This is a genomic window from Tomitella cavernea, assembly GCF_016599145.1.
In the GTDB taxonomy this organism is placed as follows: domain Bacteria; phylum Actinomycetota; class Actinomycetes; order Mycobacteriales; family Mycobacteriaceae; genus Tomitella; species Tomitella cavernae.
Genome location: NZ_JAENKO010000017.1, coordinates 15,490 through 38,885 on the forward strand (window position 1 = coordinate 15,490; position 23,396 = coordinate 38,885).

Annotated in this window: 20 protein-coding genes and 1 pseudogene; 9 read left to right on the forward strand and 12 right to left on the reverse strand. The window is 71.8% G+C overall.

Features of this window, described 5'->3' with window-relative positions; genetic code table 11:
- Positions 1-2 precede the first annotated feature (2 nt).
- Positions 3-668 (reverse strand): LuxR C-terminal-related transcriptional regulator, encoded by a 666-nt coding sequence (locus tag JJ683_RS08015; protein WP_200172884.1) that lies wholly within the window; start codon positions 666-668, stop codon positions 3-5.
- Entirely contained in the window at positions 665-1,840 is a 1,176-nt protein-coding gene (locus JJ683_RS08020; RefSeq protein WP_242474521.1) for a sensor histidine kinase, read from the reverse strand. Before JJ683_RS08020 ends, JJ683_RS08015 begins: the two co-directional genes overlap by 4 nt.
- A gap of 198 nt (positions 1,841-2,038) precedes the next feature.
- On the opposite strand from JJ683_RS08020, the gene JJ683_RS08025 reads away from it, so the two are divergent.
- The gene (locus tag JJ683_RS08025; protein ID WP_200172888.1) at positions 2,039-2,743 is read left to right on the forward strand and encodes an ABC transporter ATP-binding protein; all 705 of its coding nucleotides are present in this window, start codon (positions 2,039-2,041) and stop codon (positions 2,741-2,743) included.
- Positions 2,740-4,080 carry an FtsX-like permease family protein gene (locus tag JJ683_RS08030; protein WP_200172890.1) on the forward strand — a complete coding sequence of 447 codons (1,341 nt, stop codon included), beginning with the start codon at positions 2,740-2,742 and terminating at the stop codon, positions 4,078-4,080. Before JJ683_RS08025 ends, JJ683_RS08030 begins: the two co-directional genes overlap by 4 nt.
- A gap of 48 nt (positions 4,081-4,128) precedes the next feature.
- On the opposite strand, the gene JJ683_RS08035 is transcribed toward JJ683_RS08030, so the two are convergent.
- Positions 4,129-5,454: a SatS C-terminal domain-containing protein gene (locus JJ683_RS08035; RefSeq protein ID WP_200172892.1), complete on the reverse strand. Its 1,326-nt coding sequence runs from the start codon at positions 5,452-5,454 to the stop codon at positions 4,129-4,131.
- A gap of 72 nt (positions 5,455-5,526) precedes the next feature.
- Between JJ683_RS08035 and upp the strand changes: the two genes are divergently transcribed.
- Complete coding sequence (upp, locus tag JJ683_RS08040) at positions 5,527-6,150, forward strand: uracil phosphoribosyltransferase (protein WP_200172895.1); 624 nt, start codon at positions 5,527-5,529, stop codon at positions 6,148-6,150.
- Positions 6,151-6,172: 22 nt separating this feature from the next.
- Here the strand turns inward: upp and JJ683_RS08045 are convergent, their stop codons facing one another.
- Both JJ683_RS08045 and JJ683_RS08050 read right to left on the reverse strand, forming a co-directional pair.
- A complete protein-coding gene (locus JJ683_RS08045) occupies positions 6,173-7,945 on the reverse strand; it encodes a phospho-sugar mutase (RefSeq protein WP_200172897.1) in 1,773 nt (590 codons plus the stop codon).
- Positions 7,942-8,805, reverse strand: coding sequence for a purine-nucleoside phosphorylase (locus JJ683_RS08050; RefSeq protein WP_200172899.1), 864 nt, complete (start codon positions 8,803-8,805; stop codon positions 7,942-7,944). The genes JJ683_RS08045 and JJ683_RS08050 overlap by 4 nt, the downstream gene beginning before the upstream one ends.
- 135 nt (positions 8,806-8,940) lie before the next feature.
- On the opposite strand from JJ683_RS08050, the gene JJ683_RS08055 reads away from it, so the two are divergent.
- Both JJ683_RS08055 and JJ683_RS08060 read left to right on the forward strand, forming a co-directional pair.
- Positions 8,941-9,648, forward strand: coding sequence for an enoyl-CoA hydratase-related protein (locus JJ683_RS08055; RefSeq protein ID WP_182346217.1), 708 nt, complete (start codon positions 8,941-8,943; stop codon positions 9,646-9,648).
- A gap of 3 nt (positions 9,649-9,651) precedes the next feature.
- On the forward strand, positions 9,652-10,848 hold the full coding sequence (locus tag JJ683_RS08060) for an amidohydrolase (protein ID WP_200172902.1): 1,197 nt from the start codon (positions 9,652-9,654) through the stop codon (positions 10,846-10,848).
- Between the two features lie 6 nt (positions 10,849-10,854).
- On the opposite strand, the gene JJ683_RS08065 is transcribed toward JJ683_RS08060, so the two are convergent.
- Complete coding sequence (locus JJ683_RS08065; RefSeq protein ID WP_200172904.1) at positions 10,855-11,430, reverse strand: gamma-glutamylcyclotransferase family protein; 576 nt, start codon at positions 11,428-11,430, stop codon at positions 10,855-10,857.
- A 279-nt stretch (positions 11,431-11,709) separates the two neighbouring features.
- On the opposite strand from JJ683_RS08065, the gene JJ683_RS08070 reads away from it, so the two are divergent.
- Both JJ683_RS08070 and JJ683_RS19025 read left to right on the forward strand, forming a co-directional pair.
- A complete protein-coding gene (locus JJ683_RS08070) occupies positions 11,710-13,113 on the forward strand; it encodes an NAD(P)H-quinone dehydrogenase (RefSeq protein WP_200172906.1) in 1,404 nt (467 codons plus the stop codon).
- A 234-nt stretch (positions 13,114-13,347) separates the two neighbouring features.
- Positions 13,348-13,920, forward strand: a pseudogene (locus JJ683_RS19025) (phosphatase PAP2 family protein); the annotation flags it as partial.
- A 61-nt stretch (positions 13,921-13,981) separates the two neighbouring features.
- Here JJ683_RS19025 and glpK read toward each other — a convergent pair.
- On the reverse strand, positions 13,982-15,535 hold the full coding sequence (gene glpK / locus JJ683_RS08075; protein WP_200172908.1) for a glycerol kinase GlpK: 1,554 nt from the start codon (positions 15,533-15,535) through the stop codon (positions 13,982-13,984).
- Positions 15,536-15,669: 134 nt separating this feature from the next.
- Here glpK and JJ683_RS08080 point away from each other — a divergent pair, with 134 nt between their 5' ends.
- Complete coding sequence (locus JJ683_RS08080; RefSeq protein ID WP_200172910.1) at positions 15,670-17,394, forward strand: glycerol-3-phosphate dehydrogenase/oxidase; 1,725 nt, start codon at positions 15,670-15,672, stop codon at positions 17,392-17,394.
- 32 nt (positions 17,395-17,426) lie between these two features.
- On the opposite strand, the gene JJ683_RS08085 is transcribed toward JJ683_RS08080, so the two are convergent.
- Complete coding sequence (locus JJ683_RS08085; RefSeq protein WP_200172912.1) at positions 17,427-17,744, reverse strand: GNAT family N-acetyltransferase; 318 nt, start codon at positions 17,742-17,744, stop codon at positions 17,427-17,429.
- 50 nt (positions 17,745-17,794) lie between these two features.
- Entirely contained in the window at positions 17,795-18,838 is a 1,044-nt protein-coding gene (locus tag JJ683_RS08090) for an oxygenase MpaB family protein (protein WP_200172914.1), read from the reverse strand.
- 119 nt (positions 18,839-18,957) lie between these two features.
- Here JJ683_RS08090 and JJ683_RS08095 point away from each other — a divergent pair, with 119 nt between their 5' ends.
- Positions 18,958-19,578 carry a TetR/AcrR family transcriptional regulator gene (locus JJ683_RS08095; RefSeq protein ID WP_200172916.1) on the forward strand — a complete coding sequence of 207 codons (621 nt, stop codon included), beginning with the start codon at positions 18,958-18,960 and terminating at the stop codon, positions 19,576-19,578.
- A 114-nt stretch (positions 19,579-19,692) separates the two neighbouring features.
- Here JJ683_RS08095 and JJ683_RS08100 read toward each other — a convergent pair whose 3' ends face one another.
- The 3 genes from JJ683_RS08100 to JJ683_RS08110 form a co-directional block, all read right to left on the reverse strand.
- Positions 19,693-21,486 (reverse strand): acetyl/propionyl/methylcrotonyl-CoA carboxylase subunit alpha, encoded by a 1,794-nt coding sequence (locus JJ683_RS08100; protein WP_200172918.1) that lies wholly within the window; start codon positions 21,484-21,486, stop codon positions 19,693-19,695.
- Positions 21,487-21,654: 168 nt separating this feature from the next.
- Entirely contained in the window at positions 21,655-22,074 is a 420-nt protein-coding gene (locus tag JJ683_RS08105; RefSeq protein ID WP_200172921.1) for a SufE family protein, read from the reverse strand.
- Complete coding sequence (locus JJ683_RS08110; RefSeq protein ID WP_200172923.1) at positions 22,071-22,982, reverse strand: sulfurtransferase; 912 nt, start codon at positions 22,980-22,982, stop codon at positions 22,071-22,073. The genes JJ683_RS08105 and JJ683_RS08110 overlap by 4 nt, the downstream gene beginning before the upstream one ends.
- Between the last annotated feature and the right edge of the window lie 414 nt (positions 22,983-23,396).

Genomic DNA, 23,396 nt, shown 5'->3' on the forward strand with positions numbered 1-23,396 from the left:
GGTCAGCGGTGCTCGAACCACGCCAGGACGGCCTTCACGCGCCTGTTGTCCTCTCCGGGTGGCAGGCCGAGCTTCACGAAGACGTTCGCGACGTGCTTGCTCACAGCAGCACCGGACAGGAACAGCGCGGCCGCGATCTCTTTGTTGGAGCGGCCCTCGGCCATAAGCGCCAGCACCTCCTGCTCGCGCGGTGTCAGTCGCGCCAGCGGGCCGCCGGGTCCACCGTCGCGCACGGCGTGCCGCACCACCTCCGGGTCGATCACCACGCCGCCTCCGGCGACGGTCTCGAGTGCCCGCAGAAAGTCGGGGACCCGGCCGACCTTCTCCTTGAGCAGGTATCCCACCGCACCGTCGGAGCCGGGCCCGTTGAGCAGCTCGCGCACGTAAGGGCCGGTGACGTAGGCCGACAGGACGACGATCGGCAGGTCCCGGTGTCGTGAGCGCAGGTCGATGGCGGCGCGTAGTCCGTCGTCCGAATCGCCCGGGGGCATGCGTACGTCGGTGATCACCATGTCCGGGCCCGAACCCGAGGCGATATCGGCATCGACGGTGGCGGTGAGTTCGGCGGCATCGTTGCACTCCCGGCTCACCTTGTGGCCTCCCGTCGTGAGGATCTCGCGGATCCCGGCGCGCATGAGCACGCTGTCGTCCGCCAGCACGATCCTCATGCCCACTCCTCGCCGTCGGAGCCGGGCGCGGTGGCGACGACGAGTGTGCCGCCACCTGCGGGGCTCTGCACCTCGAGGTCGCCGCCGACGCTGCGCATCCGCTCGCGCAGACCGGCAAGCCCCGAACCTTCGTCGATTCTCGCACCCCCGGCGCCTTCGTCGAGCACCGCCGCGCGGACGGCCCCGCCGGAGAACCGCAGATCGATGCGGGCCAGGTCGGAGCCCGAGTGCTTGGCGATGTTGGTGACGGCCTCGGAAACGGTGAAGTACACCGCCGCCGCGGTGGGGGCGGCGAGCAACGTGTCGTCACCCTTACCATCGAGCTCGATCCGCAGCGGCGAGCGTGTCGCCAACTCTCGGACCGCCGCGATCAGCCCCAGGTCGCTGAGCTCGCGAGGGTGGATGTCGCGCACTGTCTCACGTAGGCGCACCAGAGCGCGCTCGGCCTGTTCACGCGCAGAGCGGGCCAGCGTCGTCATGCGCTCATCCCCGGTCCCCTCGGCAGCCGCCTCGAGCAATCCCAACCGCATCACGACTGCGACGAGTTCCTGTTGGGCGCCGTCGTGCAGGTCGCGCTCGATGCGCCGACGCTCCACCTCGAATGCCGCGCCCAACGCGGCGCGGCTGGCGCGCAGCTCCTCGAGCCGCGCCCGCTGCGCCGGGTCGTCTCTGTGGGTGACGGCGCGCAGCAGCAGGTTTCGCGCCACGGAGACCGCGACGAGCAGCCCGGCGGTGACAGCGCCGAGCGCCGCACCCACGGGCACCGCGGCCACCGACTGCCACCATGCTCCGGGAGTGAACGGGCCCACCTGGGCGGGGATCCCGGCGAACCAGAACGCGGGGGAGAACACCAATGCCACCGCGCCGATGAATCCGAAAAACGCCATCAGCAGCGACAGCACCGAGAGGATCAGCGCGCCGATGAACACGGGCAGATCGATACGCCACACCGAGCGCGTGCGGGCGCGGCGCCATAGCCACCGTGGTCGCGTCTGCGCCTCGGGCTGCAGGGCGGTGGCGTCCATGCCGCACAGTCGAGCCCGTGTCCGGTCGACCTCGGCCACCGCGGCGGCCGAGAACGGCACTGCGAGGATTCCGAGTACCAGCAGCGGAAGCGCGATAGCCGCGAGCAGTTCGGTGGACATTCGGCGGGCGACGTTGATCTGCGGCATGGTCACCATCTTCACCTGTGCGGCAGTGCGTCGGTGGTAGAGCCAGGACTACCCTGATGCAGTGCCAGCACCAATGCGCACGGACGCTGTGGCGGGTGTTCTGAGTGCATGCCCGTAATCACCGCACCTCCTGCTCCTTGCATCCGCCTGCGCGGCCTGTGCATGGACTTCCCTGTACCCGGTCGCCACCGCCCTTCCGTGCGCGTCCTGCACGACATCGACCTCGACGTCCCCGAGGGGAGGATGACTGCGGTCGTCGGCCCGTCCGGCTCGGGCAAGTCGACCTTGCTGCTGTGCGCCTCGGGCCTCGAGCGCGCCACCGGGGGGTCGGTCGAGATCCTCGGGACCGACGTCGTGGGTCTCGGCGCGAGGAAGTCGGCGCAACTGCGTAGTGAGCAGATCGGCTTCATATTCCAGGAGTACAACCTGGTCGGCTCGCTCACGGTGGCCGACAACATCGCCCTGCCCTACCGTCTGTCCGGTCGGCGCGTGCCGCGGTCACGGATCGACGACGCGATGACCCGACTCGGTATCGCTCAGCATGCGCGCCGCCGCCCCGACCGCCTTTCGGGAGGGGAACGTCAGCGCGTTGCGGTGGCCCGGGTGGTGGCCAACCGGCCGCGGATCGTTTTTGCGGACGAACCGACCGGCGCCCTCGACCTTGCTTCCGGTCAGGTCGTGCTCGACTGGCTGCAGGCGCTGCCCGCGAAGGGCAGCACCGTCCTCATGGTCACGCACGATCCGCACGCTGCCGCACGGGCCGACACAGTGGTGGTCATGGGTGCCGGGCGGGTGCGTGGCGTCATACCCGGCGGCGACCCGCGTGCCGTGAGCGACGCGGTGCTCGCGGCACAGAGCGACGACGCGCAATCCCTGAATGAGGCAGATGGGGCGTCGTCGTGATCCGCTTGGTTTTCGCCGACGTCCGCGCGCAGGCCCCGTTGTGGCTGTGGACCGTCCTGTGCGTCACCGTCGGCGCGGCCTGCGCGGCCGGTTCGGTGATCGCCACTCTCGCAGGCGTAGCCGCGGCGCGGGTGTCCGGAGATACCGACCTGATGCAAGCCTCGATCTCGCTAGGAGGCAACATCATCTTCTTCACCGCCTTCACGGCGGCTGGGGTCGTCTCGTCGACGGTGGGTCTGACGCTGACCACCCGGCGCCGCGAACACGCGCTCTGGATGATCCTCGGGATCCCACGTCGACGCGTGCGCACGATCCTGCGCGCGGAGCTGGCTGTGCTCGGCCTCGTCGCCGGTGTGATTGCGACCTTGCCGGCGCTGATCGCCGCCGAGTTCTCCCTGCGACAATGGGCCGGTGCCGGACTTCCGTTGTCTGGGGTGACCGTCCGGTTTCAGCCCTGGCATCTCGGCGCTGCCGTGCTGTGCGCGATGGTGCCGTGCCTGCTCGGCGGCTGGGGTATCACCCGCCGTGTGGCCAAGACACCCGAGATGCAAGCGTTCCGAGACGTCGCCGATCCGCCTCGGCGCCCCGGCTTCCTGCGTGGGACGCTGGCCCTGTGCCTGTTCATCGGCGTCGTGGGGACGTGGATCGCCGGGCTGGTGACCGATCCGGCAGGCGGCGTCGAGGAGCGTGTCGGCTTCGTTTTCGCAGGCGACCTGTTCTTGATCTGCCTGCTGCTGCTCATGGGGCCGTGGGTGCTCACCCCTCTGATGACGGCGTGGACTGCGCTCGTGCCGGCCCGTGGCGCGGCATGGCACATCGCCGTGCAGTCCTGCCGTGCCCGGGCAGCCCGAAGCGTCACCTCTGTTCTGCCGTTCGCGCTGTGCCTCTCGTTGGTCGGGTTGTTCACCGCCATGGGTTCGGTCATGCCAGACGGCACTGCGGGCCTCGGGGACATCCTGGTGGTGCTGGGCTGGGTTTTCGTGGTGGCCTGGGTGGGCGGACTCGCCGTGATCGCGCTGGTCGGGCGTGAACGCGTGCGCGATGGCGCCATCGTCGCAGTCGCGGGCGCACGCCCGGGCGTGGTCACCCGCGCGACGCTGTACGAGGGGGTCGTCTATGCGGGGACGGCGATCCTGTTCGGTGCACTGTGCGTCGGCGCCACAGGGGTCACGCTCGCGGTCGCGGCGCGCGTCGACACCGTGACCTTCCTGGTCGGCTTGCCGTGGGGGTTGTACGGCGGTCTGGCGGCAATGACGCTCGTCATCACCTGTCTCGCGCTGGGGGTCGAGGCCGCCCGCATCGCGCGTACCGTGCCCGCCCGCGCATTGCGCCAGTGACGGGCACCCCGGGCGAGCACGGCTCTACGCTACGACGATGGCCGGACATCATCCGCCTACTACCGTCAGCCTGTCCTCGAAGGCGTGTTCCAGCGCGCGCCACTGGCCTGCCTCGACGGTGAACGGCGGGTGCGGCATCACGCGGAGCGGATCCGGCTCGCGGATGAACGACACCAGGGCGCCGAGCTCGGTGGAAACGTCGAGAGCCTGCTCCACCGCGTCGTCGTCGCAGTAGTCGGCGGCGTCCTCGAGCAGCTCGATCGCCAAGTCGAGCTGCTCGGAGTCGACGGCCACCGGGCCGTCGGTGATGTCCTCGACGAGCCCTGTGAGTACGTACACGTTGTCGTCGGTGATGACGATCTCGAGGTCGCCGCCGGTCGCCGACCGGGCCACAGTGGAATACGTGCTCACCCCGGCCAGGTCGTGGTCGTGGTTGTCCGCCAGGTGCTGGGTCAGCGCCCGCGGCGTGGTGAACACGCGGATGCGCCCGTCGCGGCCGAGGAACACCGGGTCGTCCTGCAGGTAGCAGCGCAAGGTGTAGAAGGTGCCGCCGGGGACCACCACTTGGATGGGGTCGATGCCCACGGAATCCCAGAACGCGTACTCGTCGTCCCCGTCCGCATCATCGTCGTCATCGTCGTCATCGTCCGCATCGTCGTCATCGTCACCATCATCGTCACCGTCGCGATCCTCATCGTCCCCGGACGAGTCGGAGTCCAGCAGGTCCAGGTCGTCGTCGGTGTCGAGTTCGTCGTCGTTCTCCACGTCGTTCTCGTCGGACGCCGTCAGCTCCGCCTCCGCGATCTCCAAGGCCGCCGCGTCGACGTCGGGGCCGCTGATGACGTCGTCGATCGCGGTGAGGATCCCGTCCCACGCGCCGTCCAGCAACCGTCCGATGCGCGCCCACCGCTTGCCCCCGGACCGGCCGTGGAACGGAGCGGTGCCGCTGCCGAGCAGATCCAGCTCGCCATGTTCTTCGAGGAAGTCGGTGATGCTGCCGATGTCGCAGACGTCCCCGAGGGCGAACACCACGCCGAGGGCGTCGTCGAGGAACCGGGTGGACGACAACGTGGGCTCGCGCCGCGCCACCGCCGGCACCCGGGTGAGGTCGTAGCGATCCTCTGGCTCGGGGGTCAGCTCGTCGGCCGACAGCGCCTCGACGATGTGCCAGGACGGGTGGTCGTACAGGTCGTGGTCGTGGTCGGTGCGGATGAACGCGGTGAGCTCGGCGACGGAGTCGAAGCCGAAGACCTCGTCCTCCAGCCCCAGGAACGCCTGCCACTCGTCCTCGCCGTCGCGCCACCGCGGTGCCCACAGCGTGTAGATGCTGCCGGTGTGAAGGCGCAGTTCGATGGGGACGATGTCACCTGCCATGGCCGCGAGCCTATCGACAGAATGCGCGTTGCGGAAACGTTCGTGCTGTGACGGACCGCATAGGCTGCCGGTATGGACCTGCGCGTGATCGATCATCCCCTCGTCGCGGCCCGGCTGGCAATGCTGCGTGACCGGCGCGCCGACAACGCCCGCTTCCGAAGTGTCCTGCGGGACCTCACGACGATGCTCGTATACGAGGCGTGCCGCGACATCGCGGTGACGGAGATCGACGTGCGGACGCCGGTGGCGCCGACGCGCGGTGTGCGCGTGGCCGACCCGCCGCTGCTCGTGCCGGTGCTGCGCGCCGGTCTGGGCATGGTGGACCAGGCGCAGGCCATCCTTCCGGAGGCCGATCTGGGCTTGGTCGGCCTGGCGCGCGACGAGTCCACGCACCGACCCACGGCCTATCTGGAATCGCTGCCGGACGACCTGAGCGGGCGCCCGGTGTTGGTGCTCGACCCGATGCTGGCAACGGGCGGTTCGATGGTGCACACGGTGGAGCTGCTGCGGGGCCGGGGCGCGGACGCGGTGACCGTCATCTGCGTCGTGGCCGCGCCGCAGGGCGTCGAAGAGGTGCGGGCGTGCGGCGCGGTGGACCGCCTGGTGACCGCCGCGCTGGACGAGGGCCTCGACGCCGACGCCTTCATCGTCCCGGGCCTGGGCGATGCGGGGGACCGGCAGTACGGGCCGCGCTGAGCGGGTCCTGTGCGGTGCCCGGTCAGGGCGTGAGCAGCCGGCGGGCGTCGTCCGCGACGCCGCGCAGCAGCGCGTCGGCGTCGGCGCGCCGCGCGGCCAGCGCCTCCACGTCCAGCGCCCCCGGCTCTGCGGCGGGCGGGAACGCCACTTCGGCGTAGGCCTTGACCATGGGCTCGGTGCCCGAGGGGCGGATCACCAGGCGCACTGCGGGCCCGTCTGCGGCGTCGTCGGGCGAGGCGAGGACCAGCGCGTCGGTCCGCAGGGCGTCGTCGCGCCGGGCGAGGTCCTCGCAGTCCACGGCGACGCCGCCGAGACGGGATGGCGCGTTCCGGCGCAGTCGACGCATCAGCCGCACGGCATCGTCGGCGGTGTCGGGCCGCACCGAGAACTGGCACCCGGCCTGCACCCCGAACTCGCGCGCGAGCCGGTCGAGCTCGCCCGGGATGCTGCGCCCGTCCGCGCGCAGCCGGGCCGCCATGCGGCACAACGCCACCGCCGCGGAGGTCCCGTCCTTGTCGGCCACGGCCTCCGGGTCCACGCACATCCCGATCGCCTCCTCATACGCGTAGACGAGCCGGGCTCCGGGCACGTCGTCGGCGGCGCGCACCAGCCATTTGAAACCCGTGAGCGTCGTGCGGTATCGCGCGCCGTGCGCCGCGGCGATGCGGCCGAGCAGGGTCGACGAGACGACGGTCGTCGCGACGAGCGGTTCCGGGGCGGTGGTCGATGGAGCGGTCGACTCCGTGCCCGGTCCGGGGGTGCGCAGAATGTGCTCGCCTAGCAATGGGCCGGTCTCGTCGCCGCGCAGCATCCGCCAGCCGTCGCGGTCCGGTACTCCCAGCGCGCACCGGTCGGCGTCGGGGTCGAGCGCGATCGCCACCTCGGCGTCCACCCGCCGTGCCAGGGCCAGCAGACGGTCGGTCACCCCGGGCTCCTCGGGGTTGGGCCGCGGCGCGGTGGGGAAATCCGGGTCGGGCGCGAACTGCTCGTCCACCACGTGCACGTCGGCGAAGCCCGCGCGGCGCAGCGCCTCCACCGCCGGCGCGCCGCCCACCCCGTGCACCGGGGTGAGCGCGATGCGCAGCGGACCGGCCGCGCCTGCGCCGCCGAGCACCCGGGACGCGCGCTGGAGGTACCGCTCGACGAGTGCGGCGCAGCGCGGATCCGGTTCCGCGGAACCGCGGTCCGTGTTCCCTGGCAGGGGTGTGCGCGCGATTCCGGCAGCGGGGCCGGCCGCGGCGATGGCCTCCTCGATGGCGCGGTCCGCCGGCGGCACGAGCTGCGCGCCGCCCCGCAGGTACACCTTGTAGCCGTTGTCGCCAGCCGGGTTGTGGGAGGCGGTGATCTGCACCCCGGCGGCCGCGTCGAGCGCGCGGACGGCGAAGGCGGTGACGGGCGTGGGCAGCGGCTCCGGGAAGGCCACCACGTCGAACCCGGCGGCGGCCAGCACCTCGGTGGCGGCGCGCGCGAAGACTGCGGAGCCGTGCCGGGCATCGCACCCCACGACGACCGTCGCCCGCGACTCGCCGCGGCGGCGCAGGTAGGACGCGAGCCCCGCGGTGGCGCGGAGGACCACCGCGGTGTTCATCCCCGCCGGCCCGGCGCGCAGCGGGCCGCGCAGCCCGGCGGTGCCGAACGCGAGGGGCGCGGCGAACCGTGCGGCGAGCTCGGGCCCGTCCGGCGGGAGCGATCGCAGCGCGGCGCGGTCACGCGGATCCGGGTCGCCCGCGATCCATTCCGCGACCTCGTGGGCCGACGGGGCGCTCGGGTTCGACCGGTGTTCGCGGGGCGTCACAGCGCCGACACCACGTCGCGCAGCAGGCCGCCCATCCGGCCCGCGGCCGCCGCACCCGCCGCGAGCACCTCCTCGTGGTCGAGGGGGTCTCCGGTGATGCCGGCGGCGGCGTTGGTCACCATCGACAGGCCCAGGACCCGGGCGTCCGCGGCGCGCGCGGCGATCGTCTCGTGCACCGTGGACATGCCGACCAGGTCGGCGCCGAGGGTGCGCAGCATGCGGATCTCGGCGGGCGTCTCGTAGTGGGGCCCCGGCATGCAGGCGTACACGCCTTCGGCGAGCGTCGGGTCGACATCCCGGCACAGCGCGCGCAGCGCGGGGTCGTAGGCGTCGGTGAGGTCGACGAACCGCGGGCCGACCAGCGGCGACCGCCCTGTGAGGTTGAGGTGGTCGCTGATGAGCACCGGCTGCCCCACCGTCATGTCCGCGCGCAGCCCGCCGGCGGCGTTGGTGAGCACCACGGTGCCCGCGCCCGCGGCGCACGCGGTGCGGACGGGGTGGACGACGTGGGACGCGTCGTGGCCCTCGTAGGCGTGGGTGCGGCCGAGCATGACCAGGACACGATGCCGCCCTACCGTCGCGGAGACCACGGTGCCGGCGTGCCCCTCGGCGGTGGGCGGGACGAAGCCCGGCAGGTCCGCCATGGGTATCGGCGTGCCGGCGTCCGCGCCGCCCAGCAGGCTGTCCACGGCGGGCCGCCAGCCGGAGCCGAGCACCACCGCCACGTCGTGGTGCCGCACGCCGCTCCGCTCGGCGATGACGGCCGCGGCCTCCGCGGCGATCCGGTCCGGGCCGCCGGCACCGGCCTGCGATGCGGGAGCGGGCGTGGGGGCGTCGGCAGGATCGTTCGGCGAAGACATGCCCCCATTGTCGCGGTCTCGCGCCCCGCCGTGGGACGCAGGCCGCTGGCCGGCGGTCGCTACGATCGACGCATGCCGAACACTGACCAGGACCCGGGCACGACCGACGACACGTCGGGCACGAGGACGCGGCCGATGCCGCTGCTGCAGCGCCGGGGCGACGTCTTCGTCCTCTGGCTGGCCGGGGCCGAAGCCCAGGACGACGACGCCCGCTTCCACCCGGACCGGCTCGCGGCGCTGCACGTCGCGCTCGACGAGGTGGAGGCCGCCGAGGGGCCCGCGGCGCTGGTCACGGCGAACACCGGAAAGTACTACAGCAACGGTCTGGACCTGGAGTACATCCTGCCGCAGATGGACCGGCTCGACGCCTACCTGGACGAGGTGCACGCGCTCTACCACCGACTGGTCGCGTTCTCCACGCCCACCGTGGCCGCGGTGCAGGGGCACGCGTTCGGCGCCGGCGCCATGCTGGCCACGGCGCACGACTTCCGTGTGATGCGCGCCGACCGCGGCTTTTACTGCCTGCCGGAGGTCACGCTGCAGATGCCGTTCACCCCGTCGATGTCGGCGCTGATGACGCGCAGGCTGCCCGCGCAGGTGGCGCTCGAGGCGATGACCACGGGCCGTCGCTACGGCGGCGGGGACGCGCTGGCCGCGGGCATCGTCGACGCCGTGGCGGACGGTTCCGCCTCGGCCGACGCGGTGCTCGACGCGGCGGTGGCGCGTGCGCAGGAGCTCGCCCCGCTGCGCGGGCCCAACCTGGCGGGGATCAAGCGGGGGATCCACGCGGAGCTGCTCGAGGCGCTGGCCCGCAAGACCGTCGGCACGCGGATCGGCGGCTGAGCGATGGCGGCCGGCACGGACTGGTTCGAGGAGTGGCTGGGCGCCCACCGTGATGACCTGACGGCCTGGCGCCGCCGTATCCACCGCAACCCCGAGTTGTCCCGCAAGGAGTTCCAGACCACCGACTTCGTCGTGGAGCACCTGCGCGCCGCGCGGCTGGACCCGCAGGTGCTGCCGGGCGGCACCGGTCTCGTCTGCGACATCGGCCCGGCGGACGCCGACGGCAAGCGGATCGCGCTGCGCGCGGACATGGATGCGCTGCCGATGACCGAGACCACCGGACTGCCGTTCGCGTCGCACAATCCCGGCGCTGCGCACGCGTGCGGGCACGACGCGCACGCCGCCATCCTTTTGGGCACCGGCCTGGCGCTTGCCTCGGCGCCTGCGCTGCAGCAGGGGGTGCGGCTGCTGTTCCAGCCCGCCGAAGAGGTGATGCCGGGCGGGGCGCTCGACGCCATCGCCGCGGGCGCGCTGGGCGGAGTTTCGCGCATTTTCGGACTGCACTGCGATCCGCACCTGCGGGTGGGCACCGTGGGTCTGCGGGTGGGGGCGATCACCTCGGCCGCGGACATCGTCGAGGTGCGCCTGAGCTCGCCCGGCGGGCACACGTCGCGCCCGCACCTGACCGCGGACCTGGTGCACGCGATCGGCCTGCTCATCACCGGCATCCCCAACCTGGTCGGCCGGCGGGTGGATGCGCGGTCGCGCACCGTCGTCACCTGGGGTGCGGTCAACGCCGGCGCGGCGCCCAACGCCATTCCGCGCAGCGGCGTGCTGCGCGGCACCGTTCGCACGGGCGACCGGGCCACGTGGCGGCAGCTGCGTCCGCTGGTGTGCGAGCTGATCCAGGCGCTCGCGGTGCCGACGGGGGTCGAGGTGGAGATCGACTACCGCCAGGGGGTGCCGCCGGTCGTCAACGACGAGCACTCGGTGGCGGTGCTGCGGCGCGCGGTCGACGCGATCGGCCCGGACGTGGCGGTGCCCACCCCGCAGTCCAGCGGCGGCGAGGACTTCGCGTGGTATCTGGAGAAGGTGCCCGGGGCGATGGCGCGCTTGGGCGTGTGGGACGGCGGGCGCAAGGTGGACATCCACCAGCCCGACTTCGACCTGGACGAACGCGCGCTGGAGGTGGGGGTGCGCACGATGGTCAACCTGGTCGCCCCGCGCACCAAGGTGCCCTACCAGGAGACGCTGGGTTAGGGACGGCTACTCGCGGCAGCCCGGCCCGACGTTGCGGCTCTCACGGGTCCGCAGCCCGCGCACATAGTGCGACGGGGCGCCGGCGGCCTCGGCGGCGTCCGCGATCACGCCGAGGTAGCGCGCCGACGGCAGGCCGCCTTCGAACGCGTCCATCACGTACAGCCAGGCCAGCAGCGGGTCGGTGACCACTGCGGCGGGGTCGGCGTCGAGGGGGGACGGCCCGGTGGGCGCCGGGACGGCGGGGGCGGAGCTGTCGTCGGGGACGGCACGGGCGCCCTTGTCGGGCGCTGCGCCCTCGGGGTGGATGCGCACGCGGATCTTGCGGTGCAGGCCCAGCTCGGCGCCCTCCCAGCGGTCGAGTCCCGGGGCGTCGTCTTCGGCGACGTCGTAGAGGACCACGAACACCCGGGAGTCCGGATCCTCGACCACGGTGGCCAGCGCGCCCTCCCAGCCCAGGTCGCCGCCGCAGAAGGTCAGCCGCCACCCGTAGAGCCAGCCCGTGCCCGCCATCGGCGAATGCGGTGCGCGGCTGAGCATCTGCTCCGGGTGCATGTTGGACCCGTATGCGGCGTATATCGACACGTGTCCACGATAGGCGACGCGGCCGTCCGTGCGCGATCTGCACGCCCTCCGATCCCGCCGGCGTCATGGGCGCGGCGGGCGCCATCACCATCACCCGTCCGGGGGAGTCGTGGCCGCCGGGTGTGCGGCGCGCCTCCACGCGCGGCCGGGAACCGATAGCGTGGATGCGACGGCGCCGCGACCCGCCGCCCCGGCGGCGGACGCGCACCACCCCAGCCCATGGGACGACGCGGCCCACGCGACGACGCGGACCACAGCGACGAACGGAGATCGGCGAGCATGTACCGGATCGTGATCATCGGCGGCGGACCGGCCGGCTACGAGGCGGCGCTGGTGGCGGCGCAGAACGGCGCGGCGGTGACCCTCGTGGACTCCGAGGGGGTCGGCGGCGCCGCGGTGCTCGCGGATTGCGTCCCGTCGAAGACGTTCATCGCGTCGACGGGCATGCGGACGACGCTGCGCCGCGCCGACGAGCTGGGCGTGGACATCGACCTGGATTACGCGCACATGAACATGAAACGCATCAACCGGCGCGTCATCGACCTGGCCCGCGCGCAGTCGGAGGACATCGCCGCCCGGCTCGAGGAGGAAGGCGTCACCGTCATCGACGGCCGGGGGCGCCTCGCCGACACCGCCGCAGGCTACGCGTCGCACCGCGTCGCCGTGGAACTCGCCGGCGGCGGCGAGCAGACGCTCACCGCGGACGTCGTCCTCATCGCCACCGGCGCCAACCCCCGGGTACTGCCGGGAGCGGAGCCGGACGGCGAGCGCGTCCTCACCTGGCGGCAGGTGTACGACCTGGAGGAGCTGCCCTCGCACCTGATCGTCATCGGCTCGGGCGTCACCGGCGCGGAGTTCGTCTCCGCGTACACCGAGCTGGGCGTCAAGGTGACGCTGGTGTCCAGTCGCGACCGCGTACTGCCGCACGAGGACGAAGACGCCGCGCTGGTGCTGGAGGAGGCGCTGGCAGAACGCGGCGTCAGCATCGTCGCCCACGGGCGGGCGGACCGCATCGACCGCACCGCGGAAGGCATCAGCGTGGTGCTCTCGGACGGCCGCACCGTCGAGGGCAGCCACGCGCTCATGACAGTGGGCTCCGTGCCCAACACCGATTACCTGGGACTCGACTCGGTGGGCATCGAACTCGAGCGCAGCGGACACATCACCGTCGACCGCGTCTCCCGTACCTCCGCGCCCGGCGTCTACGCGGCGGGCGACTGCACCTCGCTGATGCCTCTCGCCTCGGTGGCCGCAATGCAGGGCCGCATCGCGATGTACCACGCGCTGGGCGAGGGGGTGACGCCCATCAAACTCAAGACGGTGTCCGCGGCCGTGTTCACCCGGCCCGAGCTCGCCACCGTCGGCGTCAGCCAGAAGGCGATCGACGCCGGCGAAGTGCCGGCCCGCACGATAATGCTGCCGCTGAGCACCAACCCGCGGGCGAAGATGATGGGCCTGCGCCGCGGCTTCGTGAAGATCTTCTGCCGGCCCGCGCAGGGCACCGTCATCGGCGGCGTCGTCGTGGCGCCCACGGCGTCCGAGCTGATCCTGCCGATCGCCATCGCGGTGCAGAACCGGCTGTCGGTGGCGTCGCTGGCGGCCACGTTCTCCGTGTACCCGTCGCTGTCCGGGTCGATCACCGAGGCCGCCCGGCAGCTCATGCGGCACGACGACCTGGACTGAGCGCATGCCGACGGCCGGCCGCGCGCCGAGGGGCGACGCCGCGTGAACCACAACCTCACCTGGCAGCAGGCGGTGTGGCTGGCCGCAGCGGCGGCCGCAGTCGCGGCGGCGCTGTGGGCGTGGTCGGGCGCGCGGCGACGGCGTGGAGCCGAAGCGCCCGCGCGGGGGCTCGGCGTTGCGCGCCTGCTGCGCGAGGCGGCGGTGGTCGTCGGCCTGTACGCGGTATGGCAGTGGGTGGGCGGCGTCGCCGGCCGCAGCACCGACGGTGCCGTCGCACGCGGGCAGGCGATCCTGGACCTCGAGCACACCCTGCATCTGCCCGGCGAGCACACGGTGCAGCAGTGGATCCTTCCGTCCGCGCCGGCGTCCCAGGCCGCCAACCTGTACTACGCCACCGCGCACTTCGGCGCCATGATCGCCCTGCTGGTATGGCTGTACGCGCGGCACCGCGGGGCATATGGCCGGGTACGCACCGTCGTGGCCGTATCGACGGCCGTGTGCCTGGCCATCTCGCTGATCGCCGTCGCCCCGCCGCGACTGCTGCCGGACGCGGGCTTCGTCGACGTGGCCGCCCGTTACGGACAGTCCGTCTACGCCGCGGCCGGGGCGCTGGTGCCGGACGAGGTCGCCGCGATGCCGTCGGTGCACGTCGCGTGGGCGTGCATCGTGGCCTGCGCGGTGTGGCGGTACGGCGGCCGGCGGTGGCGGTGGGTCGGCCCCGCGCACCTGGTCCTCACCGTGTTCGTCGTGGTCGCCACGGCCAATCACTACTGGCTCGACGGGGTGGCCGCCATCGCCGTGGTCGCGGCGTCCGCAGCGGCGACGACCGCCGGCTACCGGGCGGCGGCGCGCGTGCGCGGGGCCGCCGTCAGTCCTTCACCCAGCCGTAGGTGCGTTCCACCGCCTGGTTCCACCGGGCGTACAGCTCCTCCCGCCGCTGCGCGGGCATCGACGGCTCCCACGTGCGCTCCGCCGACCAGTTCCGCCGGATCTCCCCGGTTCCGGACCAGTACCCCACGGCCAGCCCCGCCGCATACGCGGCCCCCAGCGCCGTCGTCTCGATGACGGTGGGGCGGGTGACCGGAACGCCCAGGATGTCGGCCTGGAACTGCATGAGCAGCTCGTTGACCACCATGCCGCCGTCCACGCGCAGCTCGCCCACCGGCAGCCCCGATTCCATCGCCGCCTCGATCACCTCGCGGGTCTGGAACGCGGTGGCCTCCAGCGCGGCGCGCGCGATGTGCGCCTTGGTGACGTAGCGGGTGAGCCCCACCAGCACCCCGCGGGCGTCGGGGCGCCACCGCGGTGCGAACAGGCCCGAAAACGCGGGCACCAGGTAGGCGCCGCCGTTGTCGTCGACGCTCGCCGCCAGCGACTCCACCTCCGAGGACGACGAGATGAGGCCCAGGTTGTCGCGCAGCCACTGGATCAGCGAGCCGCTCACCGCCACCGAGCCCTCCAGCGCGTACACCGCCGGCTGCTCGCCCAGGCGGTAGCAGACGGTGGTGAGCAGCCCCTTGTCGCTGTGCACCGGCTCGGTGCCCGTGTTGAGCAGCAGGAAATTGCCGGTGCCGTAGGTGTTCTTGGCGTCGCCCGGCTCCAGGCAGGCCTGGCCGAACATCGCCGCCTGCTGGTCGCCGAGGATCCCCGCTACGGGCACGCCGCCCAGCACGCTGCGGCGGCGCACCCGGCAGTACTCCTCCGACGAGCTGCGGATCTCCGGCAGCATCTCCATGGGGATGCCCATGTCCTCGCAGATCCGCGGATCCCACTGCAGCGTTGCCAGGTCCATCAACAGGGTGCGTGACGCGTTGGTGACGTCGGTGACGTGGATGCCCGGCTCCTGGCCCGGCCCGCCCGGCCCGCCGGACAGGTTCCACATCAGCCACGTGTCCATGGTGCCGAAGCACAGCTCGCCGGCCTCGGCGCGCTCGCGCACACCGTCGACGTTCTCGAGGATCCAGGCCAGCTTGGTGCCCGCGAAGTACGGCGACAGCGGCAGGCCCGTGACGGCGCGGTAGCGGTCGATGCCGCTGCCGTCCGGTGCCGCCGATGCGAGCCGCTCGCAGATCTCCGCGGTGCGCGTGTCCTGCCAGACGATGGCGTTGTGCACCGGCTCGCCTGTGGCGCGATCCCACACCACGGTGGTCTCGCGCTGGTTGGTGATGCCGATGGCGGCGATGTCCGATGGGGCGATGTCCGACGACGCGAGCACCTCGCCCGCCACGGAGCGGGTGTTCACCCAGATCTCCGCGGCGTCGTGCTCCACCCACCCGGGGTGCGCGAAGATCTGCCGGTGCTCGCGCTGCGCCACGTCGACGATGCGGCCGTCGTGGTCGAAGATGATGCACCGGCTGGAGGTGGTGCCCTGGTCGATGGCGGCGATGTACCCGCCGCGGTGCGGGGAGTCTGCGTCGGTCACCGCCTCATTATGCGGACAACGTGGCCCGGCGCGGCGTAATCCCGTGGGCCGCGCGCCGCAGGAACTAGCCTGGGGGACGCGCCGGTGCGGCGGCGGGAGACGGTACGGCGACGAGACGGCAAGAGGGAGTCAGGGTGGCGAAGGAACCGGGACACGAGCGGCTCGGGCCCCAGCAGCGCGACGAGGCGTGGCGGCGGCTGGGTGCCGACCAGTTCGATCTGATCGTCATCGGCGGCGGGGTCGTCGGGGCGGGCACTGCTCTCGACGCCGCCACCCGCGGGCTCCGCGTGGCGCTCGTGGAGGCGCGGGACTTCGCCTCGGGCACCTCGTCGCGCTCGTCGAAGATGTTCCACGGCGGGCTGCGCTACCTCGAGCAGCTCGAGTTCGGGCTGGTGGCAGAGGCGCTGCATGAGCGGGAGCTAGCCATGTCGCGGTTGGCCCCGCACCTGGTCAAGCCGCTGCAGTTCCTGTTCCCGCTGCAGCACCGGCTGTGGGAGCGGCCCTACATCGCCGCCGGGATCATGCTGTACGACAGGATGGGCGGGGCCAAGTCGGTGCCCGCGCAGAAACACCTGACCAGGGCGGGCGCGCTGCGCATGGCGCCGGGTCTCAAGCGCAGCGCACTGGTGGGCGGCATCCGCTACTACGACACCGTCGTCGACGATGCGCGCCACACCATGACCGTCGCCCGCACCGCGGCCCACTACGGAACGGTGGTGCGCACCTCCACACAGGTGGTGGGGTTCCTGCACGAGGCAGACAGGGTGAGCGGCGTGCGTGTGCGTGACAGCGAGACCGGCGAGGTCGCCGAGGTGCGTGGGCACGCCGTGGTCAATGCGACGGGCGTGTGGACCGACGAGATCCAGTCGCTCTCCGGCGAGCGCGGCCGCTTCCGTGTGCGCGCTTCCAAGGGCGTGCACATCGTGGTCCCGCGGGACAGGATCGTCAGCGAGTCCGCGATCATCCTGCGTACCGAGAAGTCCGTGTTGTTCATCATCCCGTGGGGCCGCCACTGGATCATCGGCACTACCGACACCGACTGGAACCTGGACCTCGCGCACCCGGCCGCGACGCACGCGGATATCGACTACCTGTTGCGCCACGTGAACAAGGCGCTGGTCACCCCGCTCACGCCCGACGACATCGAGGGTGTCTACGCGGGACTGCGACCGCTGCTGGCGGGGGAGAGCGACGAGACCTCCAAGCTCTCGCGCGAGCACGCGGTGGCGCGGGTGGCGCCCGGCCTGGTCGCCATCGCCGGCGGCAAGTACACCACCTACCGGGTGATGGGCGCCGACGCCGTGGACGAGGCGGCGGAGGACATCCCGGGGCGGGTGGCCGAATCCGTGACGGACAAGGTGCCGCTGCTCGGTGCCGATGGCTACTTCGCCTTGGTCAATCAGGCGCAGCACGTGGCCGAACGGTACGGGGTGCACCCGTACCGGGTCCGCCACCTGCTGGATCGTTACGGATCGCTCATCCACGACGTGCTCGCGCACGCGGCCGGCCGGCCGGAGCTGCTGGGCCCCATCGACGCCGCACCCAACTACCTGCAGGTGGAGGTCGTCTACGCCGCCGACTCCGAGGGGGCCCTGCACGTGGAGGACGTGCTGGCCCGGCGCACGCGGATCTCCATCGAGTACGCCCACCGCGGCGTGGACTGCGCGCGGCAGACGGCCGAGCTCATGGCGGGCGTGCTCGGTTGGGGCCGGGCCACCGTCGAATGGGAGGTGGAGAACTACTGTGCGCGCGTCGAAGCGGAGGTGCGCTCGCAGGAGCAACCTGACGACCTGTCTGCGGACGAACTGCGCGCCGCGGCGCCGGAGGCGCGTGCCGAGATCCTCGAGCCCGTCGAATAGTCGCGTCGGCGCCGCGGGCGTGCCGGCGTTCCTCAGGCAGGTTCGGGAAGGCCCATCTCGGAGCGGGTGGCGGTGGGGATGTGCGCCAGGTGCTCGGCGTTCTTTGTGACGAACTTGCGCACGTAGCTGCACGTGGGAATCACGGACAGGCCGGCGGCTTCGGTGTCCGCCAGCGCGGCGGCGACGACCTTGCCGGCCAGGCCACGGCCGCCGAACTCGGAACCGACCTCCGTGTGGTCGAAGTCGCGGGCACCGTCGGCCGGCGTGTAGGCGGCGAAGCCGGCGAGCGCGTCGTCGACGAAGACCTCGAACCGGTTCTGCTGCGCGTTGTGGACGATCTTCTCGGTCATCTGCTGCCGCCTTCCGTCGACCTCGGCCCGCGAATTGCGGACGTACCCACTCACCGTTGTAGCAGTCGCCTGACTAAACCCGGCGCCCAGGCCGTGCGGGGAGCGCCCGCCGGGTTGTAATGCTGAGGCCCTGTGGCGTACCGGCCGGCGGGGAGATTCCGGGCGGGACTCTCCAGCAACGGCGCGTCTGCGGCGACCCGCCCGGCGGCGCGGTCGAGGCCGTCGCGGGCCCGCGGATGCTTGCGGTAGCGCGGCGGTACGAGGCTGAACAGCGCGTTGACGGTGCGCCCGACGAGCCGGTGCAGTCGCTCGTCGCGCGCCGTCCAGCGGTAGCCCAGCAGGTCCCGCACCTCTCGGTCGTACATCCCCACCGTCAGCCAGACGAACCCGCGTGCCAACAGCGGACGCTGCAGCCGCCAGAGACGATCCGGCAGCCACGGTAGAAATGGCGGGCGGGGGAGCGCGGTGAGGTCGAGCACGTCGCGCGTGGCCTTGTTGTCCTCGAGCACCTCGGCGCACATGTGCTTCCAATACCGCTGGAAGTCTTCCCAGGTGTCCGGCACCGGCCGCATGCTCACGCCGTACTGCGCGTACCACTGCTTGTGCTCGTCGAACAACCGGCGCTTCTCCGCCTCCGAGATGCCGCCGCAGAAGTGTTCGGCGGTGACGATGGTGCCGTAGAAGAACGTGGCGTGCGCCCAGTAGAAGACGTCCTGGTCCAGCGCGTGGTAGCGGCGCCCCTGGGCGTCGACGCCTTTGATGCCGCGGTGGTAGTCCCGCACCTCGAGTCCCGTCCGGTGTGCGCGGTCGCCGTCGAACACGACGCCGCCGATGGGGTACAGCGACCGCAGCAGCCGCTCCCAGCGTTCGTCGAAGAAATCCGAGTGCTGCTCCACCGCGGCGCCGAGCTTGGGGTGCATGTTCTGCATCGAGCCGGCCCAGGGGCCCTGGAGCAGCCCGCGCCAGTCGCCGAAGTACTTCCACGTCGCCGAACCGGGCCCGAGCGGCGCGGGTGCGGGTGTGGCGGGAGCAGGTGTGGCCGAGGTGGCCTCCTGCCGGTGCGTTCCGGCGCGGGACGGTGGGACTGCGATCATCCGGGCTCCTCGATTCCAGCCAGGTCGATTCCATCAGGCGACTGGCCGCACGCCCTTTTGACAACGTATGTTGTCAGGATAGGAATGCGGTGCGGATCGGTCAAGGGAGGTGGTGCGCGATGGTGCGTCCGCGTGAGGCGCGGCCTTCGCTGGAGGAGCGCAGGCGGATGCGGCGTGAGGCGCTGATCGATGCGGGCATCACCCTGCTCGGCGCCACCGGGACGACGCCGCTGACGGTGCGCGCGGCATGCCGTGCCGCGGGCCTGACGGAACGGTACTTCTACGAGAGTTTCGATGATCGGGACGGCTTCGTGCGCAGCGTCTACGACGCGCTGGGCCGCAGGGCCAAGGCTGCTCTCGACGGCGTGGTGCATGCGGGGCCAATGGACGGCGCGATGCGCGCACGTGCCGCGGTGGAGGCCTTCGTCGGGCTGACGGTGGACCGGCCGGTGCTGGGCCGCGCCCTGCTCATCGCGCCGCTCACCGAACCCGCGCTCAGCAGGGTCGGTGTGGCCCTCGCGCCGGAGTTCGTCACGATGGTGTTCGACGGCCTTTCGGCGGTGGAGGACGTGGAGGAGCGGCGCATGCGGTCCACGGGACTCGTCGGCGCATTCACGGCCCTGTTCATCGGGTATCTCGATGGCACCCTCGCCGTGGGCCGTGAGCGGCTCGTCGAACACTGCGTGGGGCTGCTGGTCGACTCGGGGATCCGCAACCCGCGCGGATCGGTCAGCGCGTAGACGGGCCGAGGCCGGGTGCCGCGCCCCGGACCCGCGAGGACGACTGTGGGCCGGGCACGCGGATCCTTCGATCGACGTGCCCGACCCACAGCGCGGGCTTCCGGACCCGAGTCCCTACTTGATCTCGGCCAGCACGGTGCCCTGGTTGATGGCGGCGCCCGGCTCGACGGCGAGGCCGGTGACGACGCCGTCCTTGTGCGCGGTCACCGGGTTCTCCATCTTCATCGCCTCGAGCACCACGATCAGGTCGCCGGCGGCGACCTCCTGGCCCTCCTCGACGGCGATCTTGACGACGGTGCCTTGCATGGGGGCGGTGATCGCGTCGCCGGACACCGCGGTGTTGCCGGCGGCGCCGCGCTTGCGCGGCTTGACCTTGCGGCGCACGGCAGTGGCGGTGCCGCCGCCATTGCCGTTGCCGCCGAGGTTCAGCTCTCCGGGCAGTGACACCTCGAGCCGGCGGCCGCCGACCTCGACCACGACATTCTGCCGCTCGGCGTCGTCCTCAGGGGCCTCACCGGGGGCGTTGAACGGCTCGATGTCGTTGACCCACTCGGTCTCGATCCACTTGGTGTAGATGTCGAAGCCGTTCTCGTCGCCGATGAAGGCCGGGTCGTCGAGCACGGCGCGGTCGAACGGGATCACCGTGGCCAGACCCTCGACCGTGAACTCGGCCAGCGCGCGGCGGGCGCGTGCCAGGGCCTGCGGGCGGTCCTCACCGGTGACGATGAGCTTGGCGAGCATCGAATCGAACTGGCCGCCGATGACGCTGCCGGTCTCCACACCCGAGTCCATGCGCACGCCGGGGCCGGTGGGCGGCTGGAACAGGGTGACGGGCCCCGGGGCGGGCAGGAAGCCGCGGCCGACGTCCTCGCCGTTGATGCGGAACTCGATGGAGTGCCCGCGCGGGGTGGGATCCTCCTTGATGGAGATCTCCTCGCCGTTGGCGATGCGGAACTGCTCGAGCACCAGGTCGATGCCCGAGGTCTCCTCGGTGACGGGATGCTCCACCTGCAGGCGGGTGTTGACCTCGAGGAAGCTGATCGTGTCGCCTTGCACCATGTACTCGACGGTGCCGGCGCCGTAGTAGCCGGCTTCGCGGCAGATGGCCTTGGCCGAGGAGTGGATGCGGCCGCGCTGCTCGTCGGTGAGGAACGGCGCGGGAGCCTCCTCGACCAGCTTCTGGAAGCGACGCTGCAGCGAGCAGTCGCGGGTGCCGACGACGACGACGTTGCCGTGGGTGTCGGCGATCACCTGGGCCTCGACATGGCGGGCCTTGTCCAGGTACTGCTCGACGAAGCACTCGCCGCGGCCGAAGGCGGCGACGGCTTCGCGCGTGGCCGACTCGAACAGCTCGGGGATCTCCTCGACGGTGCGCGCCACCTTCATTCCGCGCCCGCCGCCGCCGAACGCGGCCTTGATGGCCACGGGGACGCCGTGCTGTTCGGCGAAGGCGACGACCTCGTCCGCCCCGGCGACAGGGTCCTTGGTGCCCGCGGCCATGGGGGCGTTCGCGCGCTCGGCGATGTGGCGGGCGGTGACCTTGTCGCCCAGGTCGCGGATCGACTGCGGCGACGGGCCGATCCAGATCAGGCCCGCGTCCAGGACGGCCTGGGCGAAGTCGGCGTTCTCCGACAGGAAGCCGTAGCCGGGGTGGATCGCGTCGGCGCCGGAATCGGCGGCGGCTTTGAGGATCTTGGCGAAGTCGAGGTACGAATCGGCAGAGGTCTGACCGCCCAGAGCGAAGGCCTCGTCGGCGAGGCGGACGTGGGGTGCGTTGGCGTCGGGCTCGGCGTAGACGGCCACGCTGGCGAGACCCGCGTCGGCTGCCGCTCGTATCACTCGCACCGCGATCTCGCCACGGTTGGCGACGAGGACCTTGGTGATCTTTTCACTGGAGTGATTCGGCACAGGGCCTCCCGGGTGTGTCTTCGTGGAAATTCGTGCCCCTCATGGGGGCGATTCTGGTAAAGGAGTCTAAGCAGCGGGGCGGTGCGACGTCAGCCACCGGTCCCGCTGCGACTGCATCGCGACACTGCGCGACCGCATCACATTCTATGCGCCTGTGTGATCGCGGCGTCAGGCGGACTCCCGGATATTGCGTTTGACGCGGGAGAGCATGGCGGACAAACCGCGCAGCCGCAGCGGGCTGACCACCTTCTCCAGGCCCAGGGTGGAGTAGAAGTCGTCGGGCACCGCCAGAATGTCCTCGGCGCTGCTGCCGTTGAGCCCCTCGTGCAGGATCCCTGCGAAACCGCGGGTGGTGGGGGCCTCGGGGGGAGCGCTGAAGTACAGGCGCACCGATTGCCGGTCCGCGGCGTCGACGCGCAGGAACAGCGGCGACTGGCACTCGGGCACCGGCTCCATCGCCGCCTCCTCGAGTTCGGCCGGGAGCGGGGGGAGCTCCTGGCTGAACTCGAGGAGAAGGGTGACCTTGTCCTGCCCTTGGAGGTCCTCGAAATCGTCGATGATCTCCGCGAGTGCGGCGGGAATGCTCATGACCGTGACGGTACCGCCCCGGGCTCCTCGCCCGCCGCGATGGGGACGCGCACCGTGTTGCCCCACTCGGTCCACGAGCCGTCGTAATTGCGGATGTTCGGCAGGCCCAGCAGATGGGTGAGCACGAACCAGGTGTGGCTGGAGCGTTCACCGATCCGGCAGTAGGCGATGATCTCGCCGTCGTCTCCCTGCCGGGCGTCCTTGACGCCGGCGTAGATCTGCTCGAGCTCCTCGCGGGAGCGGAAACGGCCGTCCGGCGCGGCCGCCTTGGCCCACGGGATCGAGACGGCGCTGGGGATGTGGCCGCCCCGCAGGACGCCCTCCTGCGGGTAGTCGGGCATGTGGGTGCGCCGGCCGGTGTACTCCTCGGGCGAGCGGACGTCGACGAGCGGCCCGGATCCGAGGAACTCACGGACGTAGCCCTGGTAAGCGCGGATCTGCGAATCGTCGCGCTCGACCACCGGGTACTCCGTGCGGGGCAGTTGCGGGACGTCGAAGGTCATCTCGCGGTTCTCGGCCAGCCAGGCGTCGCGGCCGCCGTCGAGCAGGCGGACGTCGTCGTGCCCGAACAGCGTGAACACCCACAGCGCGTAGGCCGCCCACCAGTTGGACTTGTCGCCGTAGACGACGATGGTGTCGTCGCGCTTGATGCCCTTGCTGCTCATCAACTCGGCGAAGGCGGCCCCATCGAGGTAGTCGCGGGTCACCTGGTCGTTGAGGTCCAGGTGCCAGTCCACCTTGACCGCGCCGGGGATGTGGCCGACGTCGTAGAGCAGCACGTCCTCGTCCGACTCGACCACGACGAGGCCCGGCGTGCCGATGTTCGCGGAGAGCCACTCGGTGGACACGAGGCGTTCCGGGTGTGCATAGGCGGCGAAGTTCGGATTCTGCTCGACGGGGACTGGCACGGTGCGCTCCTGTTGTCTCGGCAGTGGCGGGCTGGGACGTCGCGGCGTGCGGCTTCGTCGGTGCCTGGCGCGCATGGCCAGCCTGGCAGGGCCAGCCTGGCAGGGCCAGCCTGGCAGGGCCGGTCTGGCAGGGCCGGTCTGGCAGGGCCGATTAGGCAACGTCGCCGTGACGTAAATCAGCCTAGTCCCCCGGGCGGCCGGTGAGACACGACGCGGGGCCGCATGGCGGTGTGGACCCTGTCACTCGCGCCTGCCGCGCTCGGCGTGCGGCCCGTCGCGGGACGGACCGCGAGGCGCGGGTAGAAGACTCCGGTGATGTGGTACGCGATGAATCCGTCGTCGGGCAGGGACGCCATCCCGCCGTGCTCGCGGGCCCAGCGCTCCTCTATGACGTGAGGCTGGCTGGCGCTGTGT